This window comes from Myxococcus xanthus, assembly GCF_006402735.1.
Lineage (GTDB): Bacteria > Myxococcota > Myxococcia > Myxococcales > Myxococcaceae > Myxococcus > Myxococcus xanthus_A.
The window spans coordinates 5,198,289-5,224,569 of sequence record NZ_CP017174.1; the positions used below are offsets into that span (position 1 = coordinate 5,198,289).

Sequence of the window (26,281 nt, forward strand, 5' to 3'; positions counted from 1 at the left end):
CCGCGCTCGCCGCCCACCGCATGCACGAGTTCCCTTCCCGTCGACAGTTGCTGCTGGCCGTCCTGGTGGCCACGACTCTCTCCGCGGCCGTCGAGGGGGTCTGGAGCTACTCCGGGGCGGTGAGCCCCCCTGCCCGCGTCCTCCTCACCGCCGCGGTGGGACTGCTCATCAGCGGCACCCTGGCGCTGTTGCTCCTGCGAACCCGGGAGCGCGCTCACCGCGCACGGGACGCCGCCCTGCGCAGCGCGGATGATGCCAGCGCGCTTCGCGAAGCCGTCATGGACGTGACGTCCGTGGGCTTCGCCTTCTTCGACCGCGAGCTGCGCTACGTTCACGTCAACACGGCCCTGGCGGCGATGCATGGCCTGCCCGCGGAGCGCCACCTGGGCCGGCACGTCACCGAGGTGATGCCCGACCTGGGCAAGCGCATCGCTCCGCGCCTCCAACTGGCGCTCAGCACGGGGGCCTCCATCCAGGACACCCTGCTCCAGGTGGAGACGCCCGCCGCGCCGGGCGAGAGCCGCTTCTGGTTCGGCAGCTATCTGCGCGTGTGCGGCGCGAACGGCGAGGTGCTGGGTGTCATCGCCGCGATGTCCGAGTTCACCGAGCGCATGCGCGCGGAGCAGAGCCTCCAGGAGCACGAGGGCCGGCTGGACGTGCTGACGCGGTCGCTGCCGGACTACCTGTGGGGCGGCAAGCTGCGCGGCGGGAGGCTGCGCGACTTCTACTGCACGCCCGTCATCGAGCGCACCACCGGTTATGCCGCCTCCGCGTTCGTCCAGCCCGCGCCGGATGGCGGACCGCCGCCGCTGTGGGCGGAGATGATCCACCCCGAGGACCGCGCCCGCTACCGGGCCAGCATCGAGGGCCTGTCCCCCGGCGCCGAGGCGGAGCTGGAGCACCGGCTCATCTGCGCCGATGGCCGCGTGCGTTGGGTGCGCAGCCGCGCCGCCGCTTCCGCGTTGGATGCGCAGGGTGAGCTGCATGTCGGCTGCGTCGTCACCGACATCACCGACCGGCGGCTCGCGGATGACCTGCGCCAGCGCCTGCATGACAGTTTCCGCCGCTCCGCCCAGGAATGGCGCCGCACCTTCGACGCGGTGGCTTCGCCGCTGATGGTGTTGGGGGCGGATGGCACCGTCCAGCGTCTCAACGCCGCCGCCATCGCGCTCTTCGGAGGCATGGACCCGTCCGGCCAGCCGCTGTTCACCGCGGCCAGTGCCACACCCTGGTCGCACGCGCTGCCGTTGGTGGAGGAACTGCGCCGCACCCACGCCAGCGCCACCCGCGAGCTGGGCGACCCGGTGTCACACCGCACGTGGGAGGTGTCCGCCACCTGGCTGGAGGAAGCGGGCGGCGAGGACTCGCGCATCATCCTGGTGGCCACGGAGGTGACGCGTCTCCTGGAGCTCCAGGCCAGCCTGCGGCGCAGTGAGACGATGGCCGCCATGGGCGCCATCGTCGCGGGCGTGGCCCACGAGGTCCGCAACCCCCTCTTCTCCATCTCCGCGGTGGTGGACGCGGTGGAGGCGACCTTCGGCGCGCGCGCGGAGCTCAAGCCCTACGTCGACGTGCTGCGCGGCGAGGTGAAGCGCCTCAACCACCTCACGCAGGAGCTCTTCGAGTACGGCCGCCCCACCCGCGGCGAATGGGTGGAAGGCCCTGTGCTCCCGGTGATGATTGATGCGCTCTCCGCGTGCGCCCTGGCCAGTGACCGGGCCGGTGTGAATGTGAATCGCGAGTTGGCGGCGGCGCTGCCCCGCGTTCGCATGGACGCCCGGCGTTTGTTTCACGTGTTTCGCAACGTGGTGGAGAACGCGGTGCAGCATTCACCGGCGGGCAGCGCGGTGCGGGTGGCGACGGAAGAAGTGGAAGAGGCGGGCCGGGCCTGGGTGCGGTGCACCGTGCGCGACGGTGGGCGGGGCTTCCGCGCGGAGGACCTGCCCCATGTCTTCGAGCCCTTCTTCAGCAAGCGGCGCGGCGGCACGGGGCTGGGCCTGGCCATCGTCCAACGCATCATGGAGGAGCACCAGGGTATCATCCGCTTGCGCAATCACCCGGAGGGCGGCGCGGAAGTCACACTGCTGCTTCCAGCTGTTTCTTCGCGTGTATCAACCCAGCACGTAGACTCCCTCGCTTCATGACGCGTACCCGAATCCTTCTCGTGGACGACGAGCCCGGCATCCGCCTGGGCATGCGGGGCTTCCTCACCGCCCATGGGTTCGACGTGGACGAGGCCACCAGCCTCGCCGAGGCGCAGGAGGCGTTCCGCACCACGCGTCCGGACGTCGCGGTGGTGGACTACCGGCTCACGGACGGCACCGCGCTGGAGCTGCTGCCGCGCCTCAAGGACATCGACGCCTCGGTGCCCCTGGTGGTGCTCACCGGCCATGGCTCCATCGAGCTGGCCGTCCAGGCCGTGAAGGAAGGCGCCGAGCAGTTCCTCACCAAGCCGGTGGAGCTGGCCGTCCTCAAGGTGGTGCTGGACCGGCTGGTGTCGCAGCGCCGCGAGCGGCAGCGGCTGCTGGCGGAGCGTTCGCGCATCGCCCGTGGGACGGTGGACCCCTTCATGGGTGGCAGCGCCGCCATCCGCGCGCTCCAGGCGCAGGCCGAACGCATCATCGAAAGCGACAGCCCGGTGCTCATCACCGGCGAGACGGGCAGCGGCAAGAGCGTGCTCGCGCGGTGGCTGCATGAAGGCGGCCCGCGCAAGGACGCGCCCTTCGTGGACCTCAACTGCGCGGCGCTCTCCAAGGACTTGCTCGACTCGGAGCTGTTCGGCCACGAGAAGGGCGCCTTCACCGGCGCGGTGGCCGCCAAGCAAGGCCTGCTGGAGGTCGCCGACCGGGGCACCCTCTTCCTGGACGAGATTGGCGACATGGACTCGGCCGTCCAGCCCAAGCTCCTGAAGGTGCTGGAGGAGAAGCGCTTCCGGCGGCTGGGCGACGTAAGGGACCGCCGCGTGGACGTGCGCCTCATCGCGGCCACGCACCAGGACCTGGCCGTGGCCGCCCGGGACAAGCGGTTCCGCAGCGACCTCTACTTCCGCGTCAGCACGCTCATCCTCCATGTCCCCCCGCTGCGTGAGCGGCCCGAGGACATCGTCGGGATGGCGCACCACTTCCTGGCGGAGCTGGGCGCGGCGCGAGGCCGCGGCGGCGTGGGGCTGCAACCCGACGCGGAGACGGCCCTCACCCGCTACACCTGGCCTGGCAACATCCGCGAGCTGCGCAACGTGCTGGAGCGCGCGGTGCTGCTGTCCGGCGGCGGGCCCCTGTCCCGGGGGGACTTGCGCTTCGAGGCCGCCGCCGGCGTGGCCGCCTCCGACGCCGACGACCACCTCACCCTCGAGGAGTTGGAGCGCCGCCACATCGAGCGCATCCTCCGCCTCGAGCACGGCCACGTGGAGCGCGCCGCCGCGCGGCTCGGCATCCCCCGGTCGTCCCTCTACGAGCGGCTGAAGCGCCTGGGCATCAACCGGTCCGGATTCCAGAAACCGGATCCGTAGCCTGGACGCAGCGAGCAGACACTGGCCGGGACGCGGGAGCAAGCACCGGAATTTACTTGGAACCGGGACAAGCCCGTCTCTGGCCCTGAGCTTGCTTGAGGGCCCGCCCCGTGGCACAGAACATCCTGATCGTCGACGACGAGTCTTCCCTCTGCTGGGTGTTGGGCCAGTTCTTCTCCGGGGCCGGCTACCGCGTGGACTCGGCGGGCTCGCTGGACGAAGCGTTGGACCTGATGACGACGGGCCGCTACGACCTGGTCATCAGCGACCTGCGCCTGAGCGGAACGCTCTCCGAAGAAGGGCTGATGCTGGCGGACTTCGTGCGCCGCTACACGCCCCAGACGCGGGTGGTGCTGCTGACGGCGTTCGCCACCCAGGAGCTCACCGACCGCGCGCAGGCGCTGGGCGTGGACCTGGTGCTTTCCAAGCCGCAGCCGCTGCCCGCGCTGGCCGAGCACGTCTCACGCCTGCTCGCCGCCGCCGCGGTGTAGTTCGCGCCCCTGCTGCCGCGTGCGAGTCCCTCCAGGCGCCTCGCGACGACGCGTTATCGAGCTGCATGTCGCCGGGATGGACCCGAACAACTGGGACACCGACTGCTCATCGTTTCTTGAGTCAGTCATCCGCCGGTGACAACCTTCGCGGCTCCTCGGCGGGGCCCGTCCCAGCCTCGACCTTCCATGCACCTTCCTCACCTCACACCGTCATCACCGCGCAGCTTCCTTCGCCGCGTGACACGGCTCGCCGCCCCGTTGCTGCTGGTGGCTTCGGCCACCGCCAGCGCCCAACCCGCGGCGTCGCAGGCCATCGACGTGCAGCAGTACAAGCCGGCCCCGGGCGCCTATGACGTGCTCGGCATGCACGGCGCGCGCATCGCGCCGCACCTCTCCTGGAACCTGGGCGCGTCGCTCAACTACGCGAATGATCCGCTCAACCTCGTGGACCCGCGAGCGGACCGGTTCCTCTACCGCATCGTGGACAGCCAGCTCACGCTGGACCTGATGGGCGCCATCTCCCTGTTCGACCGGGTGGAGATTGGCGTCGCGCTGCCCCTCTCCCACACGACGCCGGAACCCGCCGCCGCGGTGGCGCCAGACCTGTCGAACGGCGTGGGGACCACGGGCGTGGGTGACCTGCGGCTGGTGCCGAAGGTCCGCCTGCTCTCCACCGACAGCGGCATCCACCTGGCCGTGACGGCACCCCTGACGCTGCCCACGGGCGGCGGCTCGAAGTTCCTGGGCTCGGACACGGTGACGTTCCAGCCGCGCTTCGTGGCGGAGTGGGCCACCACCGCCGTCCGCCTGCTGGCCAACGTGGGCTTCAACGTCCGCCGCGAGGAGCAGTTGCGCAACCTCCGCGTGGGCAACGAGTTCGCCTACGCGGTGGGCGCCGAGGTGCCCCTCACGCAGGCCCTCACGGCGCAGGCCACCCTGGCGGGCGCGCTGGGCCTGAAGGAGACGAGCGCCGAGGAGCGGCCCATGGAAGCACTGGCCGCGCTGAAGTACCGCTTCACTCCGGGGTTGGCCGCGCATGTGGGCGCGGGCCCGGGCCTGTCGCGGGGCTATGGCACCCCGTCCTTCCGCGTGCTCGCGGGGGTGGCCTGGACGCCATTCGAGTCCAAGGGCGGCCCCGCCTCCGCCGCGCAGGTCTGCGACCTGGGGCCCGAGGACTTCGACGGCTTCCAGGACGACGACAACTGCCTGGACCCGGACGACGATGGTGACGGCATCCCCGATGTCACCGACGTGTGCCCCACCGAGCCGGAGACCTTCAACGGCTTCCAGGACGAGGACGGCTGCCCGGATGACCCGGACGCCCACCAGCCGCCCACCGAGGCGGGCCAGCCCGCACCGGCCCCGGCGCCCCTGGCGCTGCCGCCCGCGCCGGTGGATACCGACAAGGATGGCGTCGTCGACTCGGAGGACCTGTGCCCGACCGAGCCGGAGGACATGGACGGCTTCGAGGACGAGGACGGCTGCCCCGACCCCGACAACGACCAGGACGGCATCCTGGACGCCGTGGACCAGTGCCCGCTGGAGGCGGAGACCATCAACGGCGTGAACGATGACGACGGCTGCCCGGACAAGGGCAAGGCGCAGGTGCGCGTGGAGGGCGCGCGCATCGTCATCCTGGACAAGGTGTACTTCGGCACGGACCGCGACGTGATTCTGGCCAGGTCCCACGGCCTGCTGCGGCAGGTGGCCTCCACGCTCAAGGCGAACCCGAGGATCCTGGTGGTCCGTGTGGAAGGCCACACGGATGACCAGGGCAACGACGCGAAGAACCTGGACCTGTCCCAGCGGCGGGCGAGGAATGTGGTGGCCTTCCTGGTGAAGGAAGGCATCGCGGCGCAGCGGCTGGACGCGGTGGGCTATGGTGAGGCGAAGCCGGTCGACACCAACACGACGGCCAAGGGGCGCGAGAACAACCGTCGCGTCGAGTTCAACATCGTGAAGGTCGCCGAGCCTTCGACGGGAGGAGGCACGCGTTGATGCGGACAGCCCCTTGGATGATGGCGGTGATGCTGGCGGGTCCACCCGCGCTCGCCGCGCAGGCGCAGGCGCCGTGCGGCGGGCTGCGCTTCGACAATGGCCGGATGGTGTTCGGCCGGCCGCTGGCGCCCCAGGGCGCGGAGACGGACGCGTGCCTGGCGCACGTGGCCCAAGCGCTCCTGGCGCGCCCCGCCATCCGTTCCGTGACGGTGGCGGCGAAGCTTCCGGACGCGGACCGGCTGGACGGCCGGGGCCTGGCCGCGGCGAAACGGGCCGCGGACGTGCTGGTGGCGGCGGGCGTGCCCCGCACGCGGGTGTCCGCCATGGCGCCGCCGTCCGTGGAGGGCGAGCCCGCACAGCTCCAACTCGCCTACGTGGAGCGGCCCGCCCAGCCCGCGGTGGCCCGGCTGCGGGCGGCCAGCGGCGCGGTGGAGGCCGGCGCGACGGAAGCCCTGCTCCTCGCGCGGACGGTGGGCGACTCACTCTACCCGGGCGAGCTGCTGCGCACCGGCGCGGACGCCCGGGCGGAGCTGGCCCTGGCGGACGGCAGCATGGTGCGCGTGGTGGAGAACAGTCTCATCAAGGTGGGCGCCATCGAGCTGATGGCGAACCTCCAGCGCAAGGTGCAGTTGGACTTGCTGCGAGGCACCGTGGAGACGGACGCGGCGCCGGGTGGCGCGGGCTCCATCTTCGAGGTCCGCACGCGCGGCGCGGTGGCCGGTGTGCGAGGCACCCGGTTCCGCGTGTCGGCCCAGGACGACGGCACCAGCCGGCTGGAAACACTGGAGGGCAACGTGGCCCTCAGCGCGGAGCAGGCCGAGGTCGAGGTGTCGGGCGGACATGGCTCGCGCGCGAAGCCGGGCTCGCCCCCGGAGCCGCCTCGCCCGCTGCTGCCGGCGCCCACGCTGGTGGGCCCTCGGGGGGGCGCGTTCGCCACGGCCCCGAAGGTGTCCTGGCGGACGCTGGAGGGCGCCGCGACATACCGCGTGGAGGTGGCCCGCACGGCGGACTTCGCCGCGAGTGTCCAGACGTATGACAGCGCCAGCCCGGAGCTGGAGATTCCCGGGCACCGCCAGGGCAAGTGGTTCTGGCGGGTGATGGCCGTGGACGGAGACGGCTTCGTGGGCTTCCCTTCGAAGATCTACGCCTTCGACGTCCTGCCCTGAGAAGGGTGCATTGCGTGCGCCCATCCGCGCACGCATGATGGCCGGGCCCTGCCTGCCAGCAGGCCCCGCCCATGGACTCCAGTCCCGCCGAACCCCACCGCCGCGACGGTCCCCGTCTGCCCTCGCCCGCCGTATTGCGGGTGCTGGGTGCGTGCGTGGGCATCGCGCTGGCGGGGGTGACGGCGGCCACCGGTGGCGCGCCGGGCTTCCTGGAGCGCTCGCTCTACGACAAGGCGGTGAGCCGGCTGCTGCCCGCCGTGCCGCCGAGCGCGGACCTGGTGCTGGTGGAAGTGGATGACCGCGCCCTCGCGACGCTGGGCGAGCGTTGGCCGCTGTCACGCACCACGTGGGCCCGCGCCTTCCATGCGCTCGCCGCCCAGCGCCCCGCCGCCGTGGCGATGGACGTCGTCTTCGACCAGCCCGGGCCGCGTGACGCGCTTGAGCTGGGTGAGGACATCCTGGAGGCGCTCCGCCGCTCGGGGCTGACGGAGCAGCCCGCGGGTGAAGCCTTGGCGGCGGACCTGGAGGCACGGCTCCACGCGCGCGACGGCGATGCCCGGCTGGCCGAAGCGATTTCAGAAGGGCACGGCGTCGTCCTGGGTGCCGCCGCGCTCACCAACGACGTCCCGGTGATGGCGCCTCTCGAGGATGGCGCGCTGGGCACGCCGCTGGCCCTGCCCGCCCAGTCGCTGCGGCTCCAGGCCCAGGAGGTGGCGGGGAGCATCGCGCCCCTGCGCATGGCGGCTCGGGGCAGCGGAACCCTCAACATGCTGGTGGACGGTGACGGCGTCATCCGTCGCTATCCCTACGCCGTGGGCGTGAGCGGACAGGCCTGGCCTTCGCTGGCGCTGGCCACCGCGCTGCACCTGACGCCCGAACGGGCGGAGCCTCTGCGCGAGCTGGCGGCATTGGACCATGGCGCGCCGTTGATGCGGCTGCCCGCCCCCAACTGGCTGCCCCGGGTGAGTCTGGCGGACCTGCTCCACGCGGACCCGCGCTCGGTGGGCTTGGACCTGGCGCTGCGTGGCAAGACGGTCTTCGTGGGTGTCACCGCCACGGGGCTGCATGGCCAGAGCACCCTGCCCGGCCAGGTGGCGGTGCCCGGCGTGGAGATTCACGCCTTCGCCATGGACAACCTGCGGTCGGGCCGACTGATGCGCTCGTCGGGCCTGGTGGCGCTGCTGGGCGTTCTGGAGACCGCGGCGGTGCTCGTGGCCTTCGCCTGGCTCTGCCGGCGCGCGCGCACGTCCGGCGCGGTCCTCCGGTGGGCGGTGACGCTGGCTGTCCTGCACACGGCGCTGGTGGCGTGGCTGGCGTCGGACCCGGGCTGGGTCATTCCCCTGGTCCCCTCGTGGGTGGGCCTCATGCTGATGCTGGTGGTGGACGCGGCGTCGCGCGCGCAGGAGGTGGGCCGGCAGCGAGGCGCCCTCCGCCGGCTCTTCATCCGCTACCCCCAGGCATCCGTGGAGCCGGCAGCACCGCGGCAAGACGCCCAGCGCGCCCGCGCCGACGCAATGCACCAGGACTAGCGGACAGCCAGACAACCGCGCCGGGCGACACCACGTCACACGAAGCCTTGAGCCGGGCAGCAGCCGTGGCAGCATCCTCGCTCCTGCATGCGCCGCTACGCCCTCATCGCCGAGCCCGACCCACAGCGAGCCGCTGGCCTCTTGTCCCTGGTGACGGAGGAAGGCCTGGAAGGCGTCGTCGCCAAGGATGGAGCGGAAGCCCAAGACGTCGTGCGCCAGCGCGGTGCCCCCCTGCTGCTCGTCACGGACCTGGCGCTGCCCCGGCTGGACGGCTTCGCGCTGCTGACGTGGCTTCGGGAACAGGAGGACTCTGCCGGAACGCAGGTGGTGGTGGTCACGGCCTTCGACGAGCTGCGCGTCCGCGCATGGCAGCTCAAGGAGGCGCTGGGCATCCACGCGTTGCTCAGTCGCCGGGCCTCCTCGGAGGTGATGCGGGACACACTGCGTCGCGTTCTCGCAGGGCAGCTCGCGCCACAGCCGCCTCCGGCGGAGGGGGCCGCGGAGCAGGAGCGGCAACGGCTGGCGAGCATCGCGGCCATGCACCTGGTCGACAACGGACCGCCCGAGGCGGAGCTCCAGCAGCTCGTGAAGGAGGTCGCCCAGGCCTTCGGTGTTCCCGTGGCGCTGCTGACGCTGGTGCTGGGCGAGCGCCAGTGGTTCAAGGCCCACGTCGGCCTGCCACCCACCCTCGCGAAGGACCGGGGCACGCCACGCGACTGGGCGTTCTGTCACCACGTGGTGCAGGGGCGCGAGCCGCTCGTCGTACCGGACGCCCGGCGCCATCCCTACTTCCGTGACAACCCGCTGGTGCGCGACGGCATCGTGGGCAGCTACGCGGGCGCACCGCTGCTGACGTCCACGGGCGAAGTCCTGGGCTCGCTGTGCGTCATCGACACGCGCCCGCTCGTCCTGGGCGCCGAGGACCTGGCCGCGCTGCGGGAGCTCGCGAACCGCGTCGCGGAGGACCTGGAACAGCGGGCCCGGATGAAACAGGCCACCGGAAAGGCCCAGGCAGAGCCCGCGCTCACCGAAGCGTCGGCCCTGGGACTCCTGCGTGATGCGGTGCAGGCCCTGGACGTCGCGGCCCTGCTGGTGGCGCCTGGACGCAAACCCCACGCGTGCAACACCGCGATGACGGACCTGCTGGGCCTGCCGCCCGAGCCCTTCCCGGCCATGACGTTCGATGCCTTCTGCCAGCACGTCGCGGGACTCACCGCGGACCCGGCGAGCACGCTGCGGCAGCTCGACCTGGCCTCCGAATCGTCCCGAGGCCTCCGGATGACGCTGGTCCTGGAGCGGCCCCAGCCGCACCGGCTGCGCTGGGTGGCTCGGCCCTTCCCCATCCCTGGCGGCATGGCGCAGATGCTGACGCTCGCCGACATTGGACACACCCGGCCAGCCCGTGAGGAGCGGGAGCGGCAGTACCGGGTGGACGCGCTGACGGGACTGGTGTCGCGGCGCGCGGGCGAGGAACGGGTGCTGCGCGAGATTGGCCGCTGCCGCAGGGATGGCATGCCCTTCAGCGTGCTGCTCGCGGACCTGGTGGGACTGGGGCGCATCAACGCGACTCGAGGTTTCGACGCGGGCGACGCCACGCTGCGAGACGGAGCCCGCGTCACCGAAGCCCTGGGAGTCCCTGGAGGCTTCGCGGTGCGATGGGAAGGCGGGACATTCCTCCTGGCCCTCCCCGGCGTGGGCGCGGCGCAGGCCGAAGCGTTGCGCCAGAAGCTGCACGACACCCCTGGTGCGCCCGATGTGGTGTCCGCCACCGTCACCGTCGAGGGTGAGGAAGACCCACAGGGAACGCTGGCTCGAGCCCAGGCAGCGCTCATCCGGGCCAAGACGGAGCACCGGCCACTGCGGCTGGCCTGAGCCACGCTGGCCCCCTTCACCGCGACGAGGAGCACCGCATGTCGACGCCCGTGCCCGACCGCCTCCGCCTGCCCTTCCACTTCGACGCCGCGCCGCTCCAGCAGGAACTCGCGGCATTGCCCGCCGAGGCGTGGGTTCCCCACTTCAACAAGCGCGAATACGAAGGCGAGTGGAGCGGCGTGCCCCTGCGCTCCATTGGCGGCATGGAAGGCCGCATCTATCCAGACCCGGCGGGCCGCGAGCGATACGCCGACACGCCGCTGATGGCGCGCTGCCCCGCGTTCCGCGCAGTGCTGGCCACGTTTCAGTGCCCCGTCGGCGCCGCGCGTCTGCTGAAGCTCGCGGCGGGCGCGCGCATCCGCGAGCACACTGACTACAACCTGGGCTACGCGGACGGCGAGGTGCGGCTCCACGTGCCCATCACCACGCACCCCGATGTGGCCTTCTTCCTCGGAGGCGAGCGCGTCATCCTCCAGCCCGGTGAGTGCTGGTACCTGGACTTCAACCGTCCCCACCGGGTGGACAACCCCAGCGACACCGACCGCGTCCACCTGGTGCTGGACTGCGACGTGAACGACTGGCTGCGAGACGTCTTCATGGGGGCCGTGAATGGGCGCTGAGGCCTTCGAGCGCTTCCGTCTCCGCGTCCTGGAGGACGTCACGCTCCAGGAGGCACTCCGCGAGACTCCGGACACCACGGCCTTCGTGGCACGCGCCGTCGAACTGGGCGCCATGCACGACTGCCACTTCACCGCCGAGGACATCCACGAAGCCCTGCGCACCGCTCGCCGGGTCTGGCGGGAGCGATGGATATGACACCAGACCTGGAGGGCTGGGTGCCCGCGCGCATCCACGTGGACGGCGGGCAACCGCGCGTGGACTGGTGCCACATGGGAGGCCAGCGATTCACGGACCCGTTCTTCGACGAAACGCTGGAACGGCGGCTCCGCCACCCATTCGCCCTGCTCTTCCGGCATCAGACGTCCATGGACGCGCTGGTGGCACGACAAGCCGAGAAGCCCGGCCTGCCAGTGCGCGGGCTCGTCTTCCACATGTCCCGCTGCGGCTCCACGCTGGTGGCGCAGCTGCTGGCCGCGCTGCCGCGCCACATCGTGCTGACCGAAGCCGGCCCCGTGGACACGGTGCTGCGCGCGCACCAGCACGTGCCAGGCGTCACGGACACGCAGCGCATCGAATGGCTGCGCGCGGTGGTGGGAGCCCTGGGACAGCAGCGCCATCCGGAGGAGCACGCGGTGTTCCTCAAGCTGGACGCGTGGCACATCATGGAGCTCCCGCTGCTGCAGCGCGCCTTCCCCGGTGTGCCGTGGATGTTCCTCTACCGGGATCCGGTCGAGGTCATGGCGTCGCATCAAAATCACCGGGGCGCGCACATGCTCCCAGGACTGCTGAACCCCGCGCACCTGGGCCTGGAGCCCGGACAACTCGAAGGCATGCCCCTGGACGAGTACGGCGCGCGCGTCCTCGCTGCCATCTGCGACGCGGGCCTACGAGGCTATCGCGCGCGGACAGCCCAGGCGCGGCTGATGGACTACCGGCAGCTCCAGCCGGAAGGCCCACGGGTGCTCACGGAGCTGTTCGCTCTCGAGCTGACGGCCGAGGACACCCCGCGCTTGCGCGACGTCTTGGAGCGGAACGCGAAGAACCCCGTGCTGCCCTTCGAAGACGACACGGAGGAGAAGGCTCGCCGCGTCTCATCGCATGGGCGGGCCCTGGCGGAGCAATGGGGCCGTCCCATCCACGACGCGCTGGAAGCCGAACGCCTGCGCGGGAATGTTGGGACGTAGCGCGAGCCACCTACGCCCGGCGCTACCGGGCCAGGGCCGCCTGCTCGGCATTGCCTGTGGTCACCGCCATGCTCCGGCCGAAGTCCCGCGGCACGCCAACCGCCACGGCGCGCTCGCTCAGTGCCGTCCTCGCGCCGCGACGGCGTCCTGGATGAGCCCGGCGAGCAGCATGAGGGACTTCGGATCCTTGCTCGCGCGCACGCGCCACGACCCGGCGCGGGTATGCAGCACCAGCCGGTACGACTCCTCGGCGAGGACGAGCCGCGCGATGCAGCCGAAGATGACCATGACGACGGCGATCAACGCCGCCTCATAGCCCCCCTTCGCCGTGCTGCTGGAGACGGACAGCGCGGACAGGGCCGGCAGCCCCACGCTCATGCACAGGCCCAGCGTGGCCAACACAGGAACCATGCGAGGCGTGCGCCGCACCGTCTCCACCCGCTGGACGTCCGCGAGCAGCAGCGTCCTGCCCCGGGCGACGACCCGCTCGGTCGTCACCCGCAGGCCGGCGTCCTGGAAGAGCGGCACTTCGGAAGGAGCGGGCGGCGCAACAAGCGGGCGGTCCGGATACGCGGGAGTGGCGGGCACCGCGGACACGGCGAGAGGCTCAATCATGGGACGACTCGGTGGACGGCGGCACGGCCCCGCCGGGAGAGATGAATACGGAACTCGGATGACCTGGAACGTGGGCCAGCAACACCCGGCGCAGCTCACCGAGCGGCCGGCCCAGCGCGAAACAGTCGCGGGCGCCCAGCCGCAGGGCGAGTCCCACCAGCCGCTCATCGGCGAAGGGCACCAACACGATGATGGGCCCCTGGGGCGAAAGCTCCCGGGCGCGCTGAAGCCGACGCTGGAGACTCTCACCGCGCTCGACGTGGACGAGCACGAGGTCCGGACACCCACCCGCCGGCGCGCCCGACTCCAGCGCGATGCCCAGCTCGGCCAGCACGTCCATCAGGAGCGAGCTGAGCGACGCATCCCCTCCGAGCAGGAGGGCACGGGCGATGGACGAGGACTTCACGTTGCAACATCAAGCAATGCCCATGCCCGCTGTCCCCGCCCCGAGAGCCCGGGCAACGTGCGGGCGAACCGTTGCATCACGCCAGACGTCCCTGGCGGATTACCACGGTGTCCAGAGCGCCCCTACCCGCGCTCCCGCTCGCGACGGTGGATGGTCGACACATCGATGCCGAGCACCTCGGCCGCGCGCGTCTTGTTCCCGCCGCAGCGTGTCACCATCCACGCGATGTACTCCGCCTCCAGCCGCCGCAGGGGCCACAGCGCGTGCTGCGCCATCACCAACGGCTGCACCTCCGGCGCCTCGGGCGGCAGGTGTGGGCGCAAGTCCTCCAGCCCCACGACTTCGCTCGCCACCATCACCGCCAGCCGCTCTATCAGGTTCTCCAGCTCACGCACGTTTCCCGGCCAGGGCAAGGTGGCGAGCGCGGCCACCGCCTCTGGAGACAAGGACTGCATGCGGGAGCGAGGGTTGCGCGCGCGGGCGCGGGCCGTGAAGTGCTCCACCAGCAAGGGGATGTCCTCGCGCCGCTCCGCCAGCGGAGGCAACAGCAGTGTCACGACATTGAGCCGGTAGAACAGGTCCGCGCGGAAGCGGCCCTCGCGCACGCGGGCGTCCAGGTCCTGGTGCGTGGCGGCGACGATGCGCACGTCCACGGTGCGGCTGCCGTCGGCGCCCACCGCGCGCACCTCGCCGTCCTCCAGCACGCGCAGCAGGCGAGCCTGGAGCTCCAGCGGCATGTCGCCAATCTCGTCCAGGAACAGCGTGCCCCCATCCGCCTCCACGAAGAGGCCGCGACGGGCGTGGGTGGCGCCGGTGAAGGCACCCTTGAGGTGACCGAACAGCTCGCTCTCCAGCAGGTCATGTGGCAGCGCCGTGCAGTTGACGGCCACGAAAGGCCCGGAGGCGCGAGGCCCCTGGAAGTGCAGCGCGCGCGCCACCAGCTCCTTGCCCGTGCCGCTCGGGCCCCGCAGCAGCACCGCCGCCTGGGCGTAGGCCACGCGGTCGATGAGTTCGTAGAGGTTCCGCATCGCCGCGCTGCGGCCCACCAGCGCGCCCAATCCGCTGCGCTCGGCGGCGGCGCGCCGCAGTGCCCGGTTCTCCACCTGGAGCCTGCGCTCCTTCAGGGCCCGCTCGAGGAAGAGCAGCACCTCATCCAGGCGGAAGGGCTTGGTGAAGTAGTGGTACGCACCGCGCTTCATCGCCTCCACCGCGCTCTCCACGCCGCCGAAGGCCGTCATCATCAACACGGGGATGTCCGCGTCGAGCGCCCGCACGGCCTCCAGCACATCCAGGCCGTCCACCCCCTCCATGCGCAAGTCACACAGCACCGCGTTGTAGGCCTGCGCGCGCGCCATCCGGATGGCCTCTTCGCCGCCCGTGGCCAGGTCCACGACGTAGCCCGCGTCCGTGAGGGGCTCCCGCAGCATGAGGCCCATGTCCACGTGGTCATCGACGACCAGGATGCGTCCTTCAACCGACATACCGCTCCTCCCCGCTGGGCTTCGCGATGGGCCAGAGCACGGTGACGCAGGTGCCCCGGCCCTCCTCGCTCTCCAGCTCCAGCCGGCCACCATGGTTGCGCACGACGTGGGCCACCATCGTCAGCCCCAGTCCCGTGCCCTGTCCCCGCTTCTTGGTGGTGAAGAAGGGGTCGAATACCTGATTGAGGTGCTCCCTGGGAATGCCGCAGCCGTCATCGCGGAGGGTGAGCGCCACCAGCCCCCACGGCTCCGCCTCCGGCACCGCCGCGGACAGCGTCACCTGCCCGCCCTCGCCACACGCGTGGCAGGCGTTGAGCGCCAGGTTCACCAGCACCTGCTGGAGCTGGTCCGGGTCCGCCGCCAGTGGAGGCAGCGTCTCTGGCACTGTCACCTCGAAGCGAACCCCGCGCCGCTCCACCTCCATGCGCAGCAACTCCTGGACGTCATGGAGCAGGGAGATGAGCGGCACTGGCCGCACCGCCGTGGGCTGGAGGCGCGAGAAGTCCAGGAGCTGCCGCAGCGTGCGGCTCACCCGGTCGATCTGCTCGATGATGACGGCGATGCCAGGCCACTGCGGGTGTTCCTTTCCCAGCTTGCCCAGCACGTACTCCGCGCGCCCACGCACCACGCCAAGCGGCGTGCCAATCTCATGCGCGATACCGGCGGCGAGCACGCCCACCGTGGCCAGCTTCTCCGCGCGCAGCAGCTGCGTCTCCAGCGCGCGCACGTTGCTCAGGTCCTCCACCACCAACAAGGTATGGACCTCCGGGTGGCGCGCCTCCAGCGGCACCGCGTGAAGGTTGAACCGGCCCTCGTCGCCGAAGAGCACCAGTGTCTCTCCCAGGATGCTGTGGGCGCGCGACTCGCTCGCGGCGGCGGCCACCAGGGCGCGAATCCGGGACACCACCGGCGCCGGGGCCTGAGGGAAGGCCGTCTCCAGCGGCGCGCCAATGGCGTCCGGAGGCATGCGCTCGCGGAGCACCTGGTTCACCGCGCTGATGCGCCCGTCCACCGTGAGCGCAAGCACCCCGGAAGGAATGTGGTCGAGAATCTTCTGCGTCTTGTCGTGCAGGTGCGCCAGCTGGTCCGCGTGCTGGCGACTCTCACGCAAGGCGGCCGCGCGCCGCTGCGCCAGCACCACGTACACGGCGAACGTCACCAGGAAGAGCGCCACCAACAGCGCCGCGGCCATGAGCCGCCAGATGAGGGCCTGCTGATGCGAGCGCAGCGTCGCGGTGGACACCAACGTGGCCGCGGCCCAGTGGCTGCCACCGCGGACGCGGATGGGCGTGAACACGGCGATGGCCTCCGAGCGGCCCAGGCCCAATCGCTCGGCCTCCTCCGCGCGCAGTGGCAACGCGCCTCGTTCGCCCTCGCGCATGCGCGCCGCCAGCGCCGCGAAGCCCGGCACCGATGCGCCCTCCGTCTCCAGCCGCCGGAACCAGTCCGCCAGGGTGGCATCGCTCGCGGAGGTCGGCTGGCCATACGCGCCCAGGAGCAACAACCGCGCGTCCGGGTCCGACGTCACGATGCGCAGCGGCGTGAAGAAGGACGTCGTGTCGACCAGCACCGCCACCGCGCCCTCGGGCCGGCCTTGCGCATCCTCGGGCAGCGCCGTGGCCATGACCCGCAGCGAATCCAAGCCGCCATCCTCCATGGGAGGCGACAGGGTGACGTCCCCCGGCGGCCGCAGCAGGGCCCGCCGGCCCGCCTCCGCCATCTGCGCCAGCACGGGCCCACGTGCCACCTGCTTGCCCATGCGCCGGTCCAACATGCGCAGCCATTCCTTGCCGCTGGCGTCGTAGGCGATGAGGACCTTGTACTGGCCCACCGCCTCCAACAGCGCCCGCATCTCCCGCCGGTGCTCCGCCAGCGTGCCGGGCTGGGACATGAGCTCCCCGGCGAAGCGCAGGTCCTCCGCCACGTCCTCCAGCGTCTCCGCCACCCCGCGCGTGGCCTCGTCCAGCTGGGCCTGGCGCTCCACCGCGAACTGGTGCCACTGGGCCGCCCGGTTGCGCTCCAACAGGGTGAACACCCCCACCCCCACCGTCGTGAGGGCGACAAAGAGCAGCAGGACGGGAACGAGCGCGTACCGCATGGCCCGCGGAGTCTAACCGCCAGCCCCTCCCCAACCCCTTGAAATAGCAGGGAAATCAAGAAGCTCGCCGGCCAGGGGGCCCACTTTGGCGATTGACACCTCGCGTCGAGCGCTGCTACCTACCGGTCGGTAGGTCTCAAGGAGGGAGCAGACGTGACGAACACCGGAGGACGGAAGCCGGACGAGGGCGAGCGCTACCGAGCCATCCTGGAAACGGCGGCGAGGCTCATCTGCGACCGGGGGTACGAGGGCACGTCGATGCAGGAGATTGCCGCCGCGTGCCGGATGACGAAGGCGGGCCTCTACCACCACATCCAGAACAAGGAGCAGCTGCTCTTCGCCATCATGAACTACGGGATGGACCTGTTCGAGGAGCAGGTCCTCTCGCGGGTTCAGGACATCGCGAATCCAGTGGAGCGGCTTCGCGCGTGCATGCGCCACAACATCCTGCTGGTGACGCGGGGGTGGAGCAAGGAGGTCATCATCATCCTCCACGAGCACGCCACGCTCACCGGCGAGACGCGCGCCTTCATCGACGCCCGGAAGAAGAAGTACGTGGACTTCCTGGAGGAGGCCTTCGCGCAGGCCTCGCAGCAGGGCCTTATCCGCCCCGTGGACCCGACGGTGGGCGCCTTCTCGTTCCTGGGAATGGTGCTGTGGATCTACAAGTGGTTCAAGCCAGACGGGCGCCTCACGGACGAGCAGATCGCCGACGGCATGGTGGACATGCTGTTCCCGCCCTTCGCCGCCGCTGGTGACACCGCCGGACAGGCAGGGCCCTCCCCGTTGCGCATGGTGCCGAGCGTGTCGGCCACCGGCACGGATTCGGAGGACGCATGAAGACGGCGCGCTGGTGCTCGCTGGAGGAGGCGGTGGCCTCCATTCCGGATGGCGCGTCGCTGGCCACCGGCGGCTTCATGCTGGGCCGCGCCCCCATGGCGCTGGTGATGGAAATCATCGCGCAGGGCAAGCGCGACCTGGGCCTCATCTCCCTCCCCAACCCGCTGCCCGCGGAGTTCCTCGTGGCGGGCGGCTGTCTGGGCAAGCTGGAGATTGCCTTCGGCGCGCTGAGCCTTCAGGGCCGCGTGCGTCCCATGCCCTGCCTCAAGCGGGCCATGGAGCAAGGCACCCTCGCCTGGCGCGAACATGACGGCTACCGCGTCGTCCAGCGGCTGCGCGCCGCGTCCATGGGCCTGCCCTTCATCCCCGCGCCGGACGCGGACGTGTCCGGGCTGGCGCAGACGGAGCCGCCGCCCACGGTGGAGGACCCCTTCACCGGCCAGCGCGTGGCGGTGGAGCCGGCGTTCTATCCGGACGTGGCGCTGATCCACGCGCGCGCCGCGGACGAGCGCGGCAACCTCTACATGGAAGACCCGACCACGGACCTGCTGGTGGCGGGCGCGGCGAAGCGGGTGATTGCCACGGTGGAGGAGCGGGTGGCGAAGCTGCCTCGCGCCACCCTGCCCGGCTTCCAGGTGGACCGCATCGTCCTGGCCCCCGGTGGCGCCCTGCCCACCGGCTGCGCAGGGCTCTACCCGCACGATGACGCGATGCTGGCCCGCTACCTGTCGCTGGCGGAGACGGGCCGCGAGGCGGAGTTCCTGGAAACGCTGCTGACGCGGAGGGCGGCATGAGCGCGACGCTGGACATCACCCCGGCGGAGACCGTGGTCGCCCTGCTGGCGCGGCAGATTGATGACGGCGGCGTGGTGGCCACGGGCGTGGCTTCACCGCTGGCCATCCTGGCCATCGCCGTGGCGCGCGCGACGCATGCGCCGGACCTGACGTACCTGGCCTGCGTGGGCTCGCTGGACCCGGAGATTCCCACGCTTTTGCCCTCCTCCGAGGACCTGGGCTACCTGGATGGCCGGTCCGCGGAAATCACCATTCCGGACCTGTTCGACCACGCGCGGCGCGGCCGGGTGGACACCGTCTTCTTCGGCGCGGCCGAGGTGGATGCCGAAGGCCGCACCAACATGACGGCCAGCGGCAGCCTGGACAAGCCGCGGACGAAGTTCCCCGGCGTGGCGGGCGCCGCGACGCTGCGGCAGTGGGTGCGCCGGCCGGTGTTGCTGGTGCCGCGCCAGTCGCGCCGCAACCTGGTGCCGGAGGTGCAGGTCGCCACCACGAGAGACCCTCGCCGGCCGGTGACGCTCATCTCCGACCTGGGCGTGTTCGAACTGGGCGCGTCCGGCGCACGGCTGCTCGCGCGGCACCCGTGGGCCTCGGAAGAGAGCATCGCGGAGCGCACCGGCTTCGCCTTCCAGGTCCCCGAATCGCTGCCCGTCACCCCGCTGCCGGATGCCCGCACGGTGGCGGCCATTCGCGCCATCGATCCGCACGGCTACCGCGACGCGCTCGTCGGCGCCTGAGCAGGGCCGTTCCCCTTCCACGAATTCAGATGCACGGAGGCACCTAGATGAAAGCCGTCGTACTGCGCAGCTTTGGTGAAGCGGGCAACCTGAAGATGGAGACCGTGCCCATGCCCCGTCCCGGGCGTGGCGAGGTCCTCCTGCGCGTGCATGCCTGTGGCGTCTGCTACCACGACGTCATCAACCGCCGAGGCAACCTGCCCCGCACCAGCGTGCCCGCGATTCTCGGCCACGAGGCCGCAGGTGAAGTCATTGAAGTCGGCCCGGACACGCCGGGCTGGAAGACGGGAGACCGCGCCGCGACGCTCCAGCGCATGTCGTGTGGCGACTGCGCCCTGTGCCGCAGCGGGCGCAACAGCCTCTGCAAGACGGACAACCGCTTCTTCGGCGAGGAGCTGGCCGGTGGCTACGCCCAGTTCATGGTGGCCCCCGTCGGCGGCCTGGGTCGGGTGCCGGCGTCGCTGCCCTGGAACGAGGCGGCCACGGTGTGCTGCACCACCGGCACGGCCGTCCACACGGTGCGCACGCGAGGCAAGGTGCGCGCGGGCGAGACGGTGCTCATCACCGGCGCCAGCGGCGGCGTGGGCCTGTCCTCCGTGCAGCTCGCGCGGCTGGACGGCGCGCGCGTCATCGCGGTGACGTCCAGCGAGGCGAAAGTACAGGCGCTGAAGGAGGCGGGCGCGGACGAGGTCATCGTGTCGCGCGGGCTGGACTTCGCGTCGGACGTCCGCAAGCGCACCCAGGGCGCGGGCGTGGACGTGGCCGTCGAAATCGTCGGCAGCGCCACGTTCGACCAGACGCTGAAGTCCATGGCGCCCGGAGGCCGCGTGGTGGTGGTGGGCAACCTGGAGTCGGGGATGGTGCAGCTCAACCCGGGGCTCGTCATCGTCAAGGAGCTGGAGATCCTGGGGGCCTACGCCACCACACAGGCGGAGCTGGACGAGGCCCTGCGCCTGACGGCCACCGGCGGCGTGCGGCAGTTCGTGACGGACGCGGTGCCCCTGGCCGAGGCCGCGAAGGCTCACTTCCGGCTGGAGAACCGCGAAGTGGCGGGCCGGCTGGTGCTGGTGCCCCCCGAGGCGTGAGCGAAGCGGCGGCTGGAATCCAGAGCACGACAAGGAATCGAGGAGTCCGATGAAGAAGCGCGTGGGAATCGAAGCGTTGGCGGTCGCGGTGCCGTCCCGGTACGTGGACATCGAAGACCTGGCCCGGGCACGGGGCGTGGACCCGGCCAAGTACACGGCGGGCCTGGGCGCCCAGGAGATGGCCGTCACCGACCCCGGCGAGGACACCGTGGCCCTGGCGGCCACCGCGGCGGCCCGCCTCATCCGTCAGCAGGGCGTGGACCCGTCGCGCATCGGCATGCTGGTGGTGGGCACGGAGACGGGCATCGACCACTCGAAGCCCGTCGCCTCGCACGTGCAGGGCCTGCTGAAGCTGCCGCGCACCATGCGGACCTACGACACGCAGCACGCGTGTTACGGCGGCACCGCCGGGTTGATGGCGGCGGTGGAGTGGATTGCGTCCGGCGCGGGCGCGGGCAAGGTGGCCGTGGTCATCTGTTCGGACATCGCGCGCTATGGGCTGAACACCGCGGGCGAGCCCACCCAGGGCGGCGGCGCGGTGGCGCTGCTGGTCTCCGAGCAACCCGACCTGCTCGCCATGCACGTTGGCCTCAACGGCGTTTGCACCATGGACGTGTATGACTTCTGGCGGCCCGTGGGCCGGCGGGAGGCGCTGGTGGACGGACACTACTCCATCACCTGCTACCTGGAGGCCCTGTCCGGCGCTTACCGGGGCTGGCGCGAGAAGGCCCTGGCGGCGGGCCTGGTCCGCTGGTCGGACACGCTGCCCGGCGAACAGCTGGCGCGCATCGCCTACCACGTACCCTTCTGCAAGATGGCCCGGAAGGCCCACACCCAGCTGCGCCTGTGCGACCTGGAGGATGCGGCGGGCGCGGCGGCTTCGACGGCAGAGTCGCGGGAGGCGCAGGCGAAGTCGGCTGCCAGCTATGACGCGCAGGTGGCGACTTCACTGGGACTCAACTCGCGCATCGGAAACGTGTACACCGCGTCCCTCTACCTGGCGCTGGCGGGAATGCTGCACCGCGAGGCCGGCGCGCTGGCGGGACAGCGCATTGGCCTGCTGTCCTACGGCAGCGGCTGCGCGGCCGAATTCTACTCCGGCACGGTGGGCGAGAAGGCCGCCGAGCGGATGGCGAAGGCGGACCTGGAGGCGGTGCTGGCCCAGCGCGAGCGCGTCTCCATCGAGGAATACGAGCGCCTGATGAAGCTGCCGGCGGATGCGCCCGAGGCCGTGGCCCCGTCGCCCGGTGCCTTCCGGCTGACGGAGATTCGCGACCACCGCCGCCAGTACGCCGAAGGGACCTGACGCGGGGCGCCGGGCGCCCATCCCAGACGCGTGACGAGGCACCGGCAGGCTCCCCGGTGCCTCCCCTTCCGCCGCCGTCTCCCTACCGTGAATCCCTGAACCCCTGCCTCGACAAACGGGGCACGGCTGAAAGGAGACGGAATCATGGCGGACCTACCTGCCCGCAGAGGCGGAGGCATGCTGGGAGCCCCGCGCGGCTGGGACCCCTTCGAGCGCATGCAGGAGCTCTTGGGATTCGACCTCGGCCGGATGCTCGGCCCCCAGGGCACACGGGAAGGCGGCTTCGCGCCCGACTTCGAGGTGAAGGAGACCCAGGATGCCTTCATCTTCAAGGCCGATGTCCCCGGCGTGGAGGAGAAGGACCTGGAAATCACCCTCGCGGAGAACCGGCTGACCATCAGCGGCAAGCGGGAAGAAGAGCGCCGCGACGAAGGCGACCGCTATTACGCCTACGAGCGCAACTATGGCTCGTTCAGCCGCACCTTCACGCTCCCCCGAGGCGTGAATGCCGACGACGTCCAGGCGGACTTCAAGAGTGGCGTCCTCAACGTGCGCATCCCCAAGAAGTCCGAGGAGCAGCCCAAACGCATCAAGGTCGGCGGCGAACGCGGTGAGAAGGCGAAGGCCTGAGCCACTTCGCTGAGCAACCCCGGGGGCCCCGCGGGCCCCGCCGGGTGAGCCCGGCGAATCGGCGCATCAAGGCAAACAATCGGATGGACGCCTCCGGACACCCGCGCTTCGGGTGGCAAGGGCCGCCCGGAGGCGTCCGCGCATTGCGACCCGCACAGCCGCGGCATATACATCAGACATCGTGTCTGGACTTTCGCGGCTCCTCGCGCTCGCGCTGTTGCTCCTCTGGCAGGCTGTTGCCAGTGGCGCGGGCGGGCTTGGGCACTCCTGCGAGAAGCAGGTCCACTCACGGGCCTCCAAGTGCGAGTGCCCCCACGGGGCCGTGCACTCGGAGGCGGCGGACGAGGGGCTGCCGGTACTGCACGCGCACTGTTGCGACGCGCCACACTGGGATTTGCCCGCCCCCACCGAAGCGGGCTCCGCCAGTTACGCCCCCTTCATCCAAGCGCCTACCGTCCTCGTTCCCGCCGCCTGGCTGCCCAACCCGCCGCTCCTGAGCGGGCCACGGCCTTCCCTCGCGCGAAGGGGCGCACCTCAAGGTCAGGGCCTCCCTGTCTTCCTCCGCATCCGCACGTTGCTGATTTGAGCCAAGCGCCTCCGCGTTGACGCTCGATGTCGGCTGTCCAGGCACCGCCCGCGCGCAGCGCGCGTGGCAACGGGACACGTCCGCCATCGAGCCCCATGCCGAATGCGCTGTTTCTCAAATCAATGACGACAGGAGTCGCGACGTGGACATGCTCTGGGAGCTGATAGTGGGAACCGTGCTGTTGACCCTTCTCATCGTGGTGGTGACGCCAGCGATGTGGAGTTCGAGGTTGAGCCTGCGGCAGAAGCTGAAGAAGGACGCCGAACACAGCAAGCCAGGCGCCTGAGGCAACGGGAGGGGCGCTCGGGAGAAGCCGGCCGTGTTATGGGATTTGGCACGACAACCAGCTTTTCCCGAAAGAAGGCTACCAAATGATGCGCCGCGCCCTTCCCCTTCCCTTCCTGGCCACCCTCCTCCTGCTGGCGTCCGCGTGCGCGACCACCGGCACGGCGCCAGCGGAGGCAGACATCCTCCAACTCGTGAGTGACCAGGCGGAGGCCTGGAACCGCCAGGACGCGGTGGCCTGGTCCAAGGACTTCGCCCCGGACGCGGCCTTCATCAACATCGTTGGCACCGTCTTCGAGGGCCGCGATGAAATCCAGGAGCGCCACGCGGGCATCTTCGCCACCATCTTCAAGGGCAGCCAGAACCAGGTCACCGTGCGCAAGGTCCAGTTCATCCAGGAGGACCTGGCCATTGTCGACACCACGCACGAGGTGACGGGCCATCCCGGCCTGCCCCCCGGCGTCCAGGAAACCGAGCCCGGCCTGCTGCGCACGCAGATGCGGTACGTGATGAAGCACGTGAACGGGCAGTGGCAAATCCTGGCCGGCCAGAACACGGACGTGAAGCCCAGGCCCCAGGCGGCCGCGCCCCAGACGCCCTGATGCTCAGTGGGTGGTGGACTCCTCGCGCTGGGCGGCGCGCGCCTGACGGAACAGCGGCGCCAGCGCGGCGAAGCCAGCCACCACCGTGGAGCCGTTGTTGACCACGGCGGCGGCGACAGGCGGCAGCCATCCCAGCGCCGCGAGCACCATGGCCACGGCATTGGGCACCAGCACCAGCCCGAGCCCCAGGTGCACGCGGGCCAGGGTGTCGCGGCCCGCGTCGAACGCCAGCAGCAGGTCATCGAGGCTGCCTCGCAGCAGCACCACGTCCGCCGTCTCCAGCGCCACGTCCGTCGCACCCCTCAAGGAGATACCGACGTCGGCGAGCGCGAGCGCCGGGGCGTCATTGATGCCATCCCCCACCATGGCCACGATGCGCCCCTGGCGCCGGAGCGCGCGCACTTGCGTGGCCTTGTCCTCGGGAAGCAGCTCCGCGATGGCCTCGTCCACGCCCAACCGGCTCGCGACCTCCGCCACCCGCGACGGCGAGTCCCCGGACAGCAGCACGATGCGCCGGCGCCCGTTCTCCTTCAGGGCCTGCACCACGCCCGCGCTCTCCGGTCGCAGCGTCTCCACGTAGCTGATGCACCCGGCCAGCGCGCCATCCACGGTGACCCACAGGGTGGCGACATCGCGCGGCACGGACCGGGCCAGCGCCGAGCCCGCGTCCGTCACGTCCACACCTTGCTGCTGCATCCAGCGCGCGCTGCCCACGCAGACGCGGCGCCCGTTCACCTGGGCGCAGACGCCCCGCCCCAGGACGAACTCCTCCAGTCCCGCCTCGGGCTGCGGCACCTCCACGCCTTGCGTCTGGGCATGCCGTCGCACCGCCTCCGCCACGGGATGAGACTGACGCAGCTCGGCAGCGGCGCTCAGCGACAGCACCTCGCGCGCGTCCCAGCCCCGCGCGGGAATGACGTCCACCACTTCCGGGACACCCAACGTCAGCGTGCCCGTCTTGTCGAAGACGATGGTGTCCGCCTGGGCCAGCCGCTCCAGGTACTGCGCCCCCTTGATGAGGATGCCCTGGCGCGCCGCGAGCGTCATCGCCACCAGCGCGCTCGCCGGCACGACGATGCGGACACCCGTTCCGAAATCCGTGATGAGGATGCTGATGGGCCGTGACGCCTGGCGCGTCCACAGCCCTGTCGCCGCGGCGAGCCCGAAGGTCGGCAGCACGACGCCGTTCGCCACCGAGTCCACCTTCGCCTGCAGCGTCATGGGCTTGGCGCCCGCTCCTTCGAGGATGTGGAGGATCTTGGCCGCCGTGGTCTCCACGCCCGCGCGCACCACCCGCACCCGAAGGCTGCCCTCGCCCACCACGGACGCGGCCAGCACGCGGTCCCCCGCCTCGCGGACGCGGGGCTCCGATTCACCCGTGAGCGCCTTCTCATCCACCCACGCAGTGCCGGACACCACCGTCCCGTCGGCGGGCACGCTCTCCCCCGAGTGAACGACGATGAGGTCACCCTCCTTGAGCCGGTCCGCCCGGACCTGCTCCACCTCTCCGTCCACCCGCAGCCGCCAGGCGTACAGCACCTCCAGCCGCATCAACCGGGAGATGGCGGACCGGGCGCGGTCCGCGCTGCGCTCAATCAGCAAGTCGCCAATGCCCAGCAGGGAGGTGATGAGCGCCGCCGTCCGCACCTGCCCCGTGGCCAGGGACACCCCCACCGCCACCAGGTCGAGCAGGTCCACGGTGATGCGCCGCTCCGCGACGGACTGGAAGGCGCGCTGTGCCAGCGGCAGGCTCGTCAGCGCGACGCCCGCGGCCAACACGGGCATGGGCGCCGCATTCACGACGCACGCGGCGAGCACCGCCGAGTTGAAGACGGTGGCGGCCCACTCCCGCCGGGGCGGCTCGGGCGCGGCGGGCCAGGTGGACGGATCGCTCGTGCGCAGGGCCGCCATCAACTGGCTCGCGTTGAGCATCTCCGGGTCGAAGCTCACCACCAGCGAATGGATGGCCGGCGAGGCGCTCGCCTTGTGCACCCCCGGCAGCGTCGCGGTCCAGGCCGACAGCTTGAGGATGTCGTCGTCCTCGAGCCCTCGGACGCGCAGCCGCACGCGTCCGGGCAGTGCGTGCAGCACCTCCACCTGGAACGGCTTCGGCGGAAGCTGGTGCAACGTGAAGACGAAGTCCCGCACCCGCAGCGCGAACGCGCCGGGGAAGCGCGAGGCTTCCTGGTAGTGCACCTTGACCAGGCCCGTGCTGCGCTGACACGTGGCCACCTGGACCTCGGGGCGGGACTCCAACCAGCCAAGCAACTGGCGCAGCGTCTTGGAATCCTCCGCCGCGCCTCGGATGAGGAGCCGGCCCGGAGCCACGTCCGTGACGTGGACGGACACGGGCCGCTGATGCCCATCCAGGACATCGTGCGCGCGCCCCTTGAAGCCGCGCGCGATGCCACTCAGGAACTCCACCTCCGCCCGCATGAACGCCCCCC

Annotated in this window: 22 protein-coding genes and 1 pseudogene; 18 read left to right on the forward strand and 5 right to left on the reverse strand. The window is 71.1% G+C overall.

Features of this window, described 5'->3' with window-relative positions:
* Nucleotides 1–20: 20 nt before the first annotated feature.
* The 10 genes and pseudogenes from BHS09_RS21375 (at nt 21) to BHS09_RS21420 (ending at nt 12,369) form a co-directional block, all read left to right on the forward strand.
* Nucleotides 21–2,144: a PAS domain-containing sensor histidine kinase gene (locus BHS09_RS21375; RefSeq protein ID WP_140798767.1), complete on the forward strand. Its 2,124-nt coding sequence runs from the start codon at nt 21–23 to the stop codon at nt 2,142–2,144.
* Entirely contained in the window at nt 2,141–3,508 is a 1,368-nt protein-coding gene (locus BHS09_RS21380) for a sigma-54-dependent transcriptional regulator (RefSeq protein WP_140792708.1), read from the forward strand. Before BHS09_RS21375 ends, BHS09_RS21380 begins: the two co-directional genes overlap by 4 nt.
* 110 nt (nt 3,509–3,618) lie before the next feature.
* Entirely contained in the window at nt 3,619–3,999 is a 381-nt protein-coding gene (locus BHS09_RS21385) for a response regulator (RefSeq protein ID WP_237077304.1), read from the forward strand.
* A gap of 186 nt (nt 4,000–4,185) precedes the next feature.
* Nucleotides 4,186–5,997, forward strand: a pseudogene (locus BHS09_RS21390) (OmpA family protein); the annotation flags it as partial.
* Nucleotides 5,997–7,163, forward strand: coding sequence for a FecR family protein (locus BHS09_RS21395; protein WP_237079744.1), 1,167 nt, complete (start codon nt 5,997–5,999; stop codon nt 7,161–7,163). The pseudogene BHS09_RS21390 and the gene BHS09_RS21395, both read left to right, overlap by 1 nt.
* Nucleotides 7,164–7,234: 71 nt before the next feature.
* Entirely contained in the window at nt 7,235–8,692 is a 1,458-nt protein-coding gene (locus tag BHS09_RS21400) for a CHASE2 domain-containing protein (protein ID WP_140798771.1), read from the forward strand.
* Nucleotides 8,693–8,779: 87 nt separating this feature from the next.
* The gene (locus BHS09_RS21405) at nt 8,780–10,564 is read left to right on the forward strand and encodes a GGDEF domain-containing response regulator (protein ID WP_140798772.1); all 1,785 of its coding nucleotides are present in this window, start codon (nt 8,780–8,782) and stop codon (nt 10,562–10,564) included.
* A 38-nt stretch (nt 10,565–10,602) separates the two neighbouring features.
* Nucleotides 10,603–11,184, forward strand: a complete 582-nt coding sequence (locus BHS09_RS21410; protein WP_140792720.1) for an aspartyl/asparaginyl beta-hydroxylase domain-containing protein — start codon at nt 10,603–10,605, stop codon at nt 11,182–11,184.
* Complete coding sequence (locus tag BHS09_RS21415) at nt 11,174–11,380, forward strand: hypothetical protein (RefSeq protein ID WP_140798773.1); 207 nt, start codon at nt 11,174–11,176, stop codon at nt 11,378–11,380. Before BHS09_RS21410 ends, BHS09_RS21415 begins: the two co-directional genes overlap by 11 nt.
* Nucleotides 11,377–12,369, forward strand: a complete 993-nt coding sequence (locus tag BHS09_RS21420) for a sulfotransferase family protein (protein WP_140798775.1) — start codon at nt 11,377–11,379, stop codon at nt 12,367–12,369. Before BHS09_RS21415 ends, BHS09_RS21420 begins: the two co-directional genes overlap by 4 nt.
* A gap of 117 nt (nt 12,370–12,486) precedes the next feature.
* On the opposite strand, the gene BHS09_RS21425 is transcribed toward BHS09_RS21420, so the two are convergent.
* The 4 genes from BHS09_RS21425 to BHS09_RS21440 form a co-directional block, all read right to left on the reverse strand.
* Complete coding sequence (locus BHS09_RS21425; RefSeq protein WP_140798776.1) at nt 12,487–12,984, reverse strand: DUF6232 family protein; 498 nt, start codon at nt 12,982–12,984, stop codon at nt 12,487–12,489.
* Complete coding sequence (locus tag BHS09_RS21430; protein ID WP_140798777.1) at nt 12,977–13,390, reverse strand: DNA-binding transcriptional response regulator; 414 nt, start codon at nt 13,388–13,390, stop codon at nt 12,977–12,979. Before BHS09_RS21430 ends, BHS09_RS21425 begins: the two co-directional genes overlap by 8 nt.
* A gap of 122 nt (nt 13,391–13,512) precedes the next feature.
* Nucleotides 13,513–14,871, reverse strand: a complete 1,359-nt coding sequence (locus BHS09_RS21435; RefSeq protein WP_140792730.1) for a sigma-54-dependent transcriptional regulator — start codon at nt 14,869–14,871, stop codon at nt 13,513–13,515.
* On the reverse strand, nt 14,861–16,969 hold the full coding sequence (locus tag BHS09_RS21440) for a two-component system sensor histidine kinase NtrB (RefSeq protein WP_140798778.1): 2,109 nt from the start codon (nt 16,967–16,969) through the stop codon (nt 14,861–14,863). Before BHS09_RS21440 ends, BHS09_RS21435 begins: the two co-directional genes overlap by 11 nt.
* Before the next feature lie 153 nt (nt 16,970–17,122).
* Here BHS09_RS21440 and BHS09_RS21445 point away from each other — a divergent pair, with 153 nt between their 5' ends.
* The 8 genes from BHS09_RS21445 (at nt 17,123) to BHS09_RS21480 (ending at nt 23,834) form a co-directional block, all read left to right on the forward strand.
* Complete coding sequence (locus BHS09_RS21445; protein ID WP_140792734.1) at nt 17,123–17,809, forward strand: TetR/AcrR family transcriptional regulator; 687 nt, start codon at nt 17,123–17,125, stop codon at nt 17,807–17,809.
* Nucleotides 17,806–18,603, forward strand: a complete 798-nt coding sequence (locus BHS09_RS21450) for a CoA transferase subunit A (RefSeq protein ID WP_140792736.1) — start codon at nt 17,806–17,808, stop codon at nt 18,601–18,603. The genes BHS09_RS21445 and BHS09_RS21450 overlap by 4 nt, the downstream gene beginning before the upstream one ends.
* Nucleotides 18,600–19,340 carry a CoA-transferase subunit beta gene (locus BHS09_RS21455; RefSeq protein ID WP_140792738.1) on the forward strand — a complete coding sequence of 247 codons (741 nt, stop codon included), beginning with the start codon at nt 18,600–18,602 and terminating at the stop codon, nt 19,338–19,340. Before BHS09_RS21450 ends, BHS09_RS21455 begins: the two co-directional genes overlap by 4 nt.
* Before the next feature lie 47 nt (nt 19,341–19,387).
* Nucleotides 19,388–20,425: an alcohol dehydrogenase catalytic domain-containing protein gene (locus tag BHS09_RS21460; protein ID WP_140792741.1), complete on the forward strand. Its 1,038-nt coding sequence runs from the start codon at nt 19,388–19,390 to the stop codon at nt 20,423–20,425.
* A 49-nt stretch (nt 20,426–20,474) separates the two neighbouring features.
* Nucleotides 20,475–21,731, forward strand: a complete 1,257-nt coding sequence (locus BHS09_RS21465; protein ID WP_140798780.1) for a hydroxymethylglutaryl-CoA synthase family protein — start codon at nt 20,475–20,477, stop codon at nt 21,729–21,731.
* 144 nt (nt 21,732–21,875) lie between these two features.
* Nucleotides 21,876–22,361: an Hsp20/alpha crystallin family protein gene (locus BHS09_RS21470; RefSeq protein ID WP_140792745.1), complete on the forward strand. Its 486-nt coding sequence runs from the start codon at nt 21,876–21,878 to the stop codon at nt 22,359–22,361.
* A 728-nt stretch (nt 22,362–23,089) separates the two neighbouring features.
* The gene (locus BHS09_RS38630; protein ID WP_161604900.1) at nt 23,090–23,233 is read left to right on the forward strand and encodes a hypothetical protein; all 144 of its coding nucleotides are present in this window, start codon (nt 23,090–23,092) and stop codon (nt 23,231–23,233) included.
* Nucleotides 23,234–23,318: 85 nt separating this feature from the next.
* Complete coding sequence (locus tag BHS09_RS21480; protein ID WP_140798782.1) at nt 23,319–23,834, forward strand: SgcJ/EcaC family oxidoreductase; 516 nt, start codon at nt 23,319–23,321, stop codon at nt 23,832–23,834.
* Nucleotides 23,835–23,837: 3 nt separating this feature from the next.
* Here the strand turns inward: BHS09_RS21480 and BHS09_RS21485 are convergent, their stop codons facing one another.
* A complete protein-coding gene (locus tag BHS09_RS21485) occupies nt 23,838–26,270 on the reverse strand; it encodes a heavy metal translocating P-type ATPase (protein ID WP_140798783.1) in 2,433 nt (810 codons plus the stop codon).
* Nucleotides 26,271–26,281 lie beyond the last annotated feature (11 nt).

Excerpts from the sequence above, each read along its gene's own strand:
- BHS09_RS21375 (WP_140798767.1), top strand. The coding sequence starts at position 21 with ATGCACGAGTTCCCTTCCCGTCGACAGTTGCTGCTGGCCGTCCTGGTG.
- BHS09_RS21380 (WP_140792708.1), top strand. The coding sequence starts at position 2,141 with ATGACGCGTACCCGAATCCTTCTCGTGGACGACGAGCCCGGCATCCGC.
- BHS09_RS21395 (WP_237079744.1), top strand. The coding sequence starts at position 5,997 with ATGCGGACAGCCCCTTGGATGATGGCGGTGATGCTGGCGGGTCCACCC.
- BHS09_RS21400 (WP_140798771.1), top strand. The coding sequence starts at position 7,235 with ATGGACTCCAGTCCCGCCGAACCCCACCGCCGCGACGGTCCCCGTCTG.
- BHS09_RS21405 (WP_140798772.1), top strand. The coding sequence starts at position 8,780 with ATGCGCCGCTACGCCCTCATCGCCGAGCCCGACCCACAGCGAGCCGCT.
- BHS09_RS21410 (WP_140792720.1), top strand. The coding sequence starts at position 10,603 with ATGTCGACGCCCGTGCCCGACCGCCTCCGCCTGCCCTTCCACTTCGAC.
- BHS09_RS21415 (WP_140798773.1), top strand. The coding sequence starts at position 11,174 with ATGGGCGCTGAGGCCTTCGAGCGCTTCCGTCTCCGCGTCCTGGAGGAC.
- BHS09_RS21420 (WP_140798775.1), top strand. The coding sequence starts at position 11,377 with ATGACACCAGACCTGGAGGGCTGGGTGCCCGCGCGCATCCACGTGGAC.
- BHS09_RS21425 (WP_140798776.1), bottom strand. The coding sequence starts at position 12,984 with ATGATTGAGCCTCTCGCCGTGTCCGCGGTGCCCGCCACTCCCGCGTAT.
- BHS09_RS21435 (WP_140792730.1), bottom strand. The coding sequence starts at position 14,871 with ATGTCGGTTGAAGGACGCATCCTGGTCGTCGATGACCACGTGGACATG.
- BHS09_RS21440 (WP_140798778.1), bottom strand. The coding sequence starts at position 16,969 with ATGCGGTACGCGCTCGTTCCCGTCCTGCTGCTCTTTGTCGCCCTCACG.
- BHS09_RS21450 (WP_140792736.1), top strand. The coding sequence starts at position 17,806 with ATGAAGACGGCGCGCTGGTGCTCGCTGGAGGAGGCGGTGGCCTCCATT.
- BHS09_RS21455 (WP_140792738.1), top strand. The coding sequence starts at position 18,600 with ATGAGCGCGACGCTGGACATCACCCCGGCGGAGACCGTGGTCGCCCTG.
- BHS09_RS21460 (WP_140792741.1), top strand. The coding sequence starts at position 19,388 with ATGAAAGCCGTCGTACTGCGCAGCTTTGGTGAAGCGGGCAACCTGAAG.
- BHS09_RS21465 (WP_140798780.1), top strand. The coding sequence starts at position 20,475 with ATGAAGAAGCGCGTGGGAATCGAAGCGTTGGCGGTCGCGGTGCCGTCC.
- BHS09_RS21470 (WP_140792745.1), top strand. The coding sequence starts at position 21,876 with ATGGCGGACCTACCTGCCCGCAGAGGCGGAGGCATGCTGGGAGCCCCG.
- BHS09_RS21480 (WP_140798782.1), top strand. The coding sequence starts at position 23,319 with ATGATGCGCCGCGCCCTTCCCCTTCCCTTCCTGGCCACCCTCCTCCTG.
- BHS09_RS21485 (WP_140798783.1), bottom strand. The coding sequence starts at position 26,270 with ATGCGGGCGGAGGTGGAGTTCCTGAGTGGCATCGCGCGCGGCTTCAAG.